At 60.5% G+C, this 9,311-nt stretch carries 5 protein-coding genes and 1 pseudogene; 1 reads left to right on the top strand and 5 read right to left on the bottom strand.

Translation table 11 applies throughout. From position 1 onward, the window contains the following. The 4 genes and pseudogenes from YUO_RS0137085 to YUO_RS43235 form a co-directional block, all read right to left on the bottom strand. The coding region (locus tag YUO_RS0137085; RefSeq protein WP_028351652.1) for an IS110 family RNA-guided transposase at positions 1-865 on the bottom strand (865 nt) is incomplete at its 3' end. A gap of 74 nt (positions 866-939) precedes the next feature. After that, a pseudogene (locus YUO_RS43240) lies at positions 940-1,803 on the bottom strand (IS5 family transposase); the annotation flags it as partial. Between the two features lie 281 nt (positions 1,804-2,084). Beyond that, on the bottom strand, positions 2,085-4,382 hold the full coding sequence (locus tag YUO_RS0137075; RefSeq protein ID WP_035728515.1) for a xanthine dehydrogenase family protein molybdopterin-binding subunit: 2,298 nt from the start codon (positions 4,380-4,382) through the stop codon (positions 2,085-2,087). A gap of 223 nt (positions 4,383-4,605) precedes the next feature. Then, a complete protein-coding gene (locus tag YUO_RS43235; RefSeq protein ID WP_283806444.1) occupies positions 4,606-5,247 on the bottom strand; it encodes a beta-eliminating lyase-related protein in 642 nt (213 codons plus the stop codon). Between the two features lie 1,568 nt (positions 5,248-6,815). On the opposite strand from YUO_RS43235, the gene YUO_RS46875 reads away from it, so the two are divergent. Then, entirely contained in the window at positions 6,816-7,169 is a 354-nt protein-coding gene (locus YUO_RS46875; RefSeq protein WP_156908943.1) for a type 2 periplasmic-binding domain-containing protein, read from the top strand. 1,265 nt (positions 7,170-8,434) lie between these two features. Here YUO_RS46875 and YUO_RS0137055 read toward each other — a convergent pair. Further along, on the bottom strand, positions 8,435-9,311 hold an 877-nt coding region (locus YUO_RS0137055; protein WP_028351648.1), incomplete at its 5' end, for an IS110 family RNA-guided transposase.

Genomic DNA, 9,311 nt, shown 5'->3' with positions numbered 1-9,311 from the left:
GTACGGCTCTGGCACCTTGAATGAACAGCGTTCGCAGGTACCGATTGCCGCGCCTCGATATGCGGCCGAGAATGGTTCGATCGCCGGTCGAGATTTGCTTCGGTACCAGACCAAGCCATGCTGCAAAGTCTCGGCCTTTATAGAAGGCATCACCGGTTCCGATGGCGGCGACCATCGCGCTTGAGATAATCGGCCCGACGCCGGGCGCACTCATTAGGCGGCGACAGTGTGGATCTTGATCAGCGAGTTCGTCGATTTCTTTCGTCATTGACGCGACCCGTCGGTCGAGATAGCGCCAGTCCTCGGACAAGTCTTGAATGAGCTGGATCACTCGAGGCGATAAGTTGTCGTTTGGCGCTGAGAGAATCTGAGGAAGCGCCAGTCGGAGTGCTGTCGCTCCCTGGCGCACTGGTAGCCCTCGCTCAAGCAAAAAGCCCCGGATTTGATTGATGACCGCCGTTCTCTGCGTCACCAGTCGACTGCGAACTCTGTGGAGTGCCTGTAAATCAAGTTGTTCGGCTGACTTCACTGGGACGAACCGCATTGTCGGCCGCTGAGCGGCCTCGGCGATCGCTTCAGCATCCCGAAAGTCATTCTTGTGACCCTTGAGGTATGGTTTGACGTATTGTGCCGGCAAGAGCCGTACTTGATGGCCCAATTTCTCGAGCTTGCGCCCTAGATGATGTGCGCCTGCACACGCCTCCATTCCGATCAGACAACGCGGAACATTGCCCAGCGACTGGTCAAGCTGATTTCTCGACCGCTTCTTGCGTAGCGTGATTGCTCCTGTGGCATCGAGACCGACGACATGGAATGTGTTCTTCCCGAGATCGATGCCGATTGTGACAATGCTCGTATTCGACATGGCCTGCGCTCCTGCTGCTGTCCCCGCCCGGGTTCCACGTTGCCGCTGAGAGCGGGCGTGGTCCATGCCATTAACTCGTAAGGCCGATGGGCCTTGCCCTTGCCGATGCACTCCACCTCCGGTGCGTGCAGCGAGTAGACCTTGGGGCCGCGCTGGCGCTGGGTCTGATCGCGCACGCGGCCGGCCAGTGACAGGATGTGACCGAACACCATCTCCTCAAGCCAACCATCGCCTTCGATCTTGCGGCTGATGTCGCGGATGACGCGGCCGAGATAGGTTCGAAGCTTCTTCAAAGCCCGGTTGGCGCGCTTGAACTGCTTGGCATGGGCATAGCGCTGATGCTGGATCAGGGCGAACTTGCCCACCCGCGCATAGGACTGGCGCAACTTGACGCCATGCCGCTGCGCCTGCCGAACCAGGATCTCGCGGGCGCGGTTGAGCAGCCTCGCGTCGGTCGGGAACATCACGTTCTTGGGCTGCACGGTCGTGTCGACGATGACACGATTGAGATCGGACGGCTTGATGGCCTTGGTCTTGGTGGCAACCGCAAGGCTCTCTTGCAGCAGGGCCTGCAGCTTCCCCTCGCCCATGCGCTGGCGCCAGCGCGTCAGCGAGGAGCGGTCGAACACCAGCCGGTGCTGGAAGAACTCCTCGCCGCAGAAGAACTGGTAATGCGGGTTCTCCACCCAGCGCTCGCACAACACTTCATCGGAGAGGTCGTAGGTGTGCTTGAGAATGGCAACCCCCGCCATCAGCCGCGTCGGCAACGGCGGCCGGCCTGGCGTGTCCTCGTAGACCGCGCCAAATCGCTCTTCGAGGAATGACCAGTCGATCGTGCGCGCCAGCTTCACCAGCGGGTGGCCCATGTCGATGATCGCGTCCAGCCGCGAGCGCAGAAGATCGGTCTGTCCGGTGTCGCGTCGTTCCTTCGGTCGCATCGTCCCCTCTGATGCCACCACGGAATCACGCCTCGCGATTCGAGGGAAACCAAAATTCAAACTGCAAGCTTCTAAGGCTTCAAACCCCAAAAGCTTGCAATCTCAAATGCCGCTTCGATTGGAAAATCGACTCCCGTTCAATGGCTTGGGAGATTTTTCACGGTCGACGGATTAGCCAGACTTCGACTGCCGTGATGGTCGGGCTTGCCTCGAGGATCAGCTCGTTGAACATCTTCTCGGCACGGTGTCGTAGTTGCTGGCGACGATCGCGGATCGATCTTTCAGTTGCCGGGATTCAAAGCCCGCCACACCTTGTGGGCGGTGATCGGCATGTCGAGATGGCGCACGCCGAGAGGGCGCAGGGCGTCAAGAATGGCGTTGGCGACCGCGGCGGGCGCGCCGTTGGTCGGCAGTTCGCCCACGCCCTTGAATCCCATTAAGTTGTTGGGCGAGGGCGTGCTGATCGTCTCGATCCGGAAGCTCGGCACGTCGTCGGCACGCGGTAGGGCATAGTTCATCAAGGTGCGGCTGAGCAGCTGACCGGTCTTCTCATCGTAGATGGCTGCTTCCATCAAGGCGTTGCCAATCCCTTGGACCGTGCCGCCATGTATCTGACCGGCGAGCAACCGTGGATTCACGACAACCCCGCAATCGGCCGCTGCCGTGAAGCGGTCGATCCGTGTTGCGCCGGTCTCGGGATCGACCTCGACTTCGCAGACCATGACGCCGGTCGGGTAAGACTCCATCTTGTCGGCGAAAAGCGCCCGGCCCTCGAACGGCTTCCACGCCGCGAGCTCGAGCAGGCTGATGCGACGATCGGTGCCGACGACCTCGAATGCGCCGTGGCGGAATGCGATGTCCTGCGATGCAGTCTCCAGCCGCTCGGCCGCGAGGTCACGCCCGCGCTGAATCACGACGTCGGCTGCGCGCCTCAGCGTAGTGCCGCTGATAATAATGGAGGAGGAACCGCCGGTGCCACCGCCCTGGGGGATGGCGCGCGTGTCACCTTGACGGATCTCGATCGAGTCTGCCGGCACGCCGAGCGCCGCCGACAGGATCTGCGCGTAGACAGTCTCGTGCCCCTGCCCCTGGCTTTGCGTGCCGACCTTAGCAACCACGCGCTGGGCATCGACTTGTACGACAGCATGCTCATCGGCAATCCCGCCCGTGGCGTGCAGGTGGCAGGAGAGGCCGAGGCCGCGCCGCAGGCCGCGCGCTTCGCTGGCGGCACGGCGGATCGCAAAGCCCGGCTCGTCGGCGGCCTCGAGCGCCGTCTCAAACAGCCGCCGACAATCGGCAGCGTCATAGGTATAGCCGCTCGCCGTCGCATACGGCATGTCTTCAGGGTTCAGCAAATTGAGCCGGCGCAATTCGATGGGCGACCGGCTCGTCTCGTGCGCGGCGATATCGACCAGCCGCTCCAACAGGAACAGCGTTTCCGGCTTGCCGGCGCCGCGCATGGCGTCGACAGGAACAGTGTTGGTAAAGGCGCAGTCGAAGTCGACGTGGATCGCCGGGATGCGATAGAGCCCGGAAATCACTTTGGCAAGGCCGGTCGTTGGGGTGGTCGGCGCAAACATCGCGACATAGGCGCCGACATTCGCCTCGGCCTTCACGCGCACGGCGAGGAACCGGCCACCGGCATCGAGTGCGAGCTCGGCCGAGGCGACGAGATCCCGTGAGTGGATGTCGGCGACCGCCAGCTCGGAACGCTCGCAGGTCCAGCGCAGACCTCGGCCGAGCTTGCGTGTCGCCCAAGCCATCAACGCTGCTTCGGGATAGATCTGGTACTTCGGTCCGAAGCCGCCGCCCACATCCTCGGTGATCAGCCGGAGCTTGTCCTTCGGCAGGCCGAGCACGTGCTCGCACATCAGCCGGTGCGGGATGTGCACGCCTTGCGAGGAGAGAGTAAGGGTGACGACGTCGTGGGCCATGTCGTAGGTCGACCAGGCCGCGCGCGGTTCCAAATAGTGTACGATCTGGCGCGGCGAGCGGATGGCGAGCTTGGACACATGCGCCGCCCTGGCAATGGCCGCGTCGGTCGCGGCGGCATCGCCCTTGCTCCAACGGCACATCAGGTTGCCCGGCACCTCGTCGTGCAGCAGCGGCGCGTCGGGTGCGAGCGCCTGCGCCACCGTTACGACCGCGGGCAGTTCCTCGTAGTCGATGGCCAGCAGTTCGGCAGCGTCGCGCGCCTGGTTAAGCGTCTCGGCGAGGATCATCGCCACGATGTCGCCGACGTGGCGCACCCTGCCTACCGGCATAGGCAGATGCGATGGCTCGTGATGGCGCTTGCCGTCAGCATCCTCGATCTCGCTGATGGCGGGGAGATGGCCGAGTTTATCGGCGGCGGTATCCTCGGCGGTATAGATCGCCACGACTCCCGGTGACGTGAACGCGGCTTCCTTATCGATGTGGATGATGCGCGCATGCGCATGCGGCGAGCGCACGAACAGCACTGAAAGCGCGTCAGCGGGTGCCGTGTTGCCGGCATAGCGCCCGCATCCTATGAGGAATCGCCGATCCTCGTGGCGGGCGATCGGCTGGCCGATTTGGGTAGGTGCGTTCAAGGGAGGCATGCTGTCCTCCTGAGCGACGGGAAGGGCCTCGCGCCGATCCCACAGAACGTCGGTGGAGTGAGCGCTAGATCCTTCGTTACGCTCAGGACAAACGCAATCACGCCGCCAGCACGTCGTTGATCAGCGCGCGCGCGCTGTCGATGTCGACGTGAGTGACGTCGAGGTAGGTTACGGCGCCGATGTGGGTCGCGGTATTGGCACCGAGTTCGACGCCGCGCTTCTTTTAGGCCTCGATCAGCATCGCCGTCGTCCAGCCAGTCTTCCTCACCTCGAAGAGGACGAGATTGGTCTCCACGGACGGCATCTCGATCTCCTTGACGTTGGCGATGTCCTCGGCGACGCGCCGCGCATTGTCGTGGATCTCGCGCATACGGTTCCAATTGTGGTCGAGGGACCAGAACGCGGCGGCGATGACGTCGGACTGGCGGATCGAGCCACGCAGCATCTGCTTCTGCCGCCACGGGTCCTTGGTGAACTCCTTCGAGCCCGCGTCGCTCGCATCGACCGACGCACCCAAGCCATTTGTGGGGTCGAGCCAGAACGACTCCACGTAGGCGGGATAGTCGTTTGCCAAGCTGCCGATTAGGCTGGCATTGGCTAGCCGCGCACCGTCCATATGCATGACGACACAGGCGGACCGTGCAACGTTGGCAATGCCCTTCAAAGGTTCGATCGGCCACACCGCACCGAAGCCGCTGTTGGAAGTGCTCTCGACCAAGACCAGGCGCGAGCGCAGTGCATTGCGGATATTGGGTTCGCGGAGCGCTAATTTGAATTGCTCGCCGGTGAAGGCGCCGTGCGCGTCTTCGACCGTGCGGATTATCACGCCGGCGTTGGCCGCAACCCCACCCGACTCGCCGTTGATGATGCGCGCCGCACATGCTTACAAACATTCGTTGATGTCACGCGTCGCCAGGTCTTTTTGGCGAACCGCCCTCGGGCGAGGCCAATACCAGTTTTGGAAGATCAATACCAGATTAGAATTGACAAACAATCCGGTCTGCCAGCGGATCGTCAAGAACTATCAAGCGCGTAACCGGGGCGTCAGGATGACGGAGGGCGCGATTGCTCAGGCTTTGAACCTTTCCAGCGCGCCGTGTTCGGTCAGTCTTAGCTGCCGGGAATGACGTCGAACCGGATGTTTTCAACAGAAACGGAACGGCTATGGGAACAGCCCACTTTTGAACCGCGCACTCGCGCTACGCCGATAGCTATGGTGGCGGTGCGATCGAATACCTCGTCCCGCTTACTTCGCGCCAATACGCGATCGAAGGCACGATCCAGAAGTTGATACTCCCGCCGATTACCCTCGTCCTTCCAAAATAAGCGCTGAAGGTCCTGCACCGATTCAACCTAGCTAACCGCCACACCTCCTGAGTTATTACATAAAAATGTCCGGGATGAGAAAGATCTCCCCTGACGCCTTTCCAATGTCCGATCGGTGTCATTCGCACCTTCAGCAAGTATACGACAGGGCAGATCGCCAGCGAGTTTAGCGTCAGTCACCGGTTCCATTGCAGCTGGGATATCGAGAGCGCAGGCGATAAAGCGCGCGCCCGCGTGATCGGTTACCGCGATCACTTTTGACTCCCATATTGTGCGGCTCGAGCGCGGCGATGGAACGCCGGATTATAGATTCGTCCGCGACGCGGCGGACCAAAGAGCGCCCCTTCTCTGTGGCTTCTCGATTCCCCAATGTACCGCCGGTGCCAACCGTCTTGCCTGTCACAGTGACTGTTTGGCCCTGATATATTCAATAAGTCCTTTCAATGTGATCTGCTCGTTCGCCCATAACGGGCGCCATGGCTCTTATGGCCCGACCAAGGGAACTATTCCTGCATGTATCGACGTAAAAACGCCTCAAGTACGCGCTTGGACAAACTTGATGGATCGACGCTAGTTTCCACTCTTAGCCAACCATACGGCGATCCGATCAGCGTACACCCCGGCTGCGGGGAAGCTGTACCGCCGAGCCCTGCCGGATGCCTGCTCCCTAGTTGAATAGATGCCGAGCCGAGTGCCGCCGAGCGATTGTACTAGCTGATAGCACAAAACTCGCTATGCGCTCCTAAATGCGCGCGACCGTGCTCTGGTATCCATTGGCTAAAATTCTCCGCCTGGATCCTCAAGCAAACGTTCAAGCTCGGCACGAGGAGCGACCGGCATCACGTTCCTCAATCTTCGTTGTGCAATAGATGTCCGATTGAAGACCTGATGTAGGAAAGCAGACAAATGCGGTATGGCCATTCCAACAACGACGTTGGCAGGCACGCGTGTCGTTCGCGTCGAACAAAGCGCGCATCAGATCTCGAGTGGCACGCCGATTGCTGAGATGAGGAGGAAAGAGCCCCCTCAAACGGGGCGGTTCGCTCCAGGAGTTGCCGATGACGCCTACCCGTCTGATCCTGATGAATGCGCTGACGAGGTTTGTGCTTGCTGCGCCAAAGCGGCGAACATCAACGGGTTGGCGAAAACTTCTCCGAGCCAGCAAAAGGTATCGCTGCAGGTTTCAAACAGGAAAGGCGCCGAGAGGCCGTGCGGAGCTTCGGCGCAAGCGGACAATTTTTCGACCAGATCACGCAGCGCGCCGTTCCACGTGCTTCTATCGGTCAACGACTCCCGAACTCGATATTCCTACCAATCCGCAGATCGCCGGCACGAGGTGCGTGGCCTGATACATTGGCGCAATTGAGGTGGGTCGAGCGGCATCGTTTTCTGCGCGTGCACGATGAGCAAATCGTCAATACCATGATTGAACTCACGCGACCATCCGGTTTGGATTTATGACATCATGGGCAGCGAGCACATGGAATACCATCTCCGAGGACGCGGATTTGGTAGAGGCGTCACCTCCGCGACGTACACTACCAGGCGGTTCTGCCGCTATCCAAAAAGACGAAAGAGAAGCGAATGGCGATTGAAGACCCGTCCTCCAAAATCCGTGCACCAGACCATCCCGCAGAGCGGATATTCGTTGACGCTGGTCGCCGCGTGGGTCACCCGGGATCAGATCCCGGAAGAGTCTTGAGCACTTTTTTCGAGGCTGCTCGGTGGGCTCCGTCGACGTTTAATTCGCAACCATGGCGCTCTCTCTATGCCTTGCTGGGCCAGTCAGAATTCGAAATCCTTTCTTATCCCTTTGATCGAGTTCAACCAGAGTTGGACATGCGGCGGCGCTGATCTATCTGCTCTCGAGGAAGAACTTCGCCCTACCCGGCAAGACCGAATCGCAATTCTCACGCACGCATTCCTTCGACAGCGGCGGCGCCTGGGCCAACTTTGCCAACCAGGCAACGGCCGCAGGGTGGGCCGCACACGGCATGGGTGGATTTGACATGGACAAGGCGCGCACTATGCTGAGGGTGCCCGAGGGTTTTGCGATCGAGATCGCGATCGCCGCCAGGGCGACGGCGCACACCTGCCCTCTAGTCTGTTGCAGCGTGAACAGCCCAGCGGCCGTTCACCGGTCGGTGAGTTTGTCGCCCGCGGCTTGTTTCCCCAACGATTCAGAAACTGACGGCTAGCACTTATATGAGGGCTTGGCTTGTCAAGAGGTTTTTTCGCGATCAACATTTCTTCTCTTCGTACGTTTCAAGAGGCCTCGTGCGAGCGCGTTCTGCATTGATGGCACGGCAGGCCCCCTTTGCTTGGCCGCGCTGAGCGGTCACCCCCCGGGAGCGCGGAGGGTCGCGCCGCAAGGCGCGAGGGGTTGACGGCGAAAGCGCGCGCCGAGCCACAATTGGTGTGGCCATTACGCTGCAAACGTAACTGCGGTTCTGTTGATCCTCTTTCCCCGTTTTGACGTTCCGATGACGTTTGTTCAATTGACCCAAGGCGGATCCCCTTTCGTTATGCGGCGCTCGCCGCATCAACTTATATCCGGTCGGGACGAGCCCATACCAAGGTCCCTCATGCAACAGTGCGAGGGTACAGGGCCTCCAAGGAGGATGGGACCATTCTACTTTGCGGCGTATTGCAGCCAGGCTAGGCTACCGGTCACACATCCGCCTTGGAATCGGCAATGTTCCTTCGTCCTCTTTCAGTGAATCTCGTCACACCTTCAGAGCGGCGCCTTCAGGCACCAGACCTGTCTCGAGATAGCGCCAGAGCGCAATCAGCAGCTTGCGTGCGACGGCGACGATCGTAATCCGCCGGATGCGGCCCTTGAGTTTGCCAACACGATCGCGGAACCAGACACTCAAGGGGTTGTCAGGCTGATGCCGCAACCACAGCCAGGCGAGCTCAATCATGACCGTGCGAGCCTTGGCGTTGCCAGCCTTGCTGATCCCCTGATCACGGCACGTCGCGCCGCTCTGGAAATGCGCTGGCGTCAGACCGACATAGCTCGCCAATTGTTTGCGATTGTCAAATGAGCGGTAGAACACTTCGCCGACAAGTGTGTTCGCAAATTCGGGCCCGATGCACTTAATTTTGGCCAGATCCTGGATCTTCTTTGCGCTCGTATGCTCCGTCTCAGTCTTGGCCGATGCAATGGCATCGCGCTCCGCCTCGATCGTTTTGATCATTCCGATGACAAGCTCCAACCGCTGCAGTTCGCGCAGGATTTCCGCCATGAGCCGCGGCGGCAACGACCGACCATCAGCGGTGCGCAACCGTTCCAGCTGCGGCATCCGATCGCGGCGCAGGGGTTGGTACTCATAGATGCCATGGATCGCGAGCAGTCCCTTGATCCGGTTGACATGTTGGATACGTTCGTTGATCAACCGACCACGCTCACGATGGAGCCGACGGTCGTCCTCTTCGGCGACACTTGGCACGCGCACAACGCTCCAAACCTTCGGCTCACCCCGCAGATACGCCATCAGTGATCGGAGCAATCGCTCGACATCGACGCGGTCAGTCTTCGCGCGACGCACCCGACGATCAACCTGCAGACTTGCCGGATCAATGACGTAGTTGCGGATGCCG

It is taken from the genome of Bradyrhizobium murdochi, assembly GCF_000472965.1.
GTDB classification, from domain to species: Bacteria; Pseudomonadota; Alphaproteobacteria; order Rhizobiales; family Xanthobacteraceae; genus Bradyrhizobium; species Bradyrhizobium murdochi.
This window is presented reverse-complemented; position numbering and strand designations above follow the sequence as displayed.

What these genes read in the sequence shown, in the direction of transcription:
- YUO_RS0137075 (WP_035728515.1), bottom strand. Translation starts at nt 4,382, where the DNA reads ATGCCTCCCTTGAACGCACCTACCCAAATCGGCCAGCCGATCGCCCGC.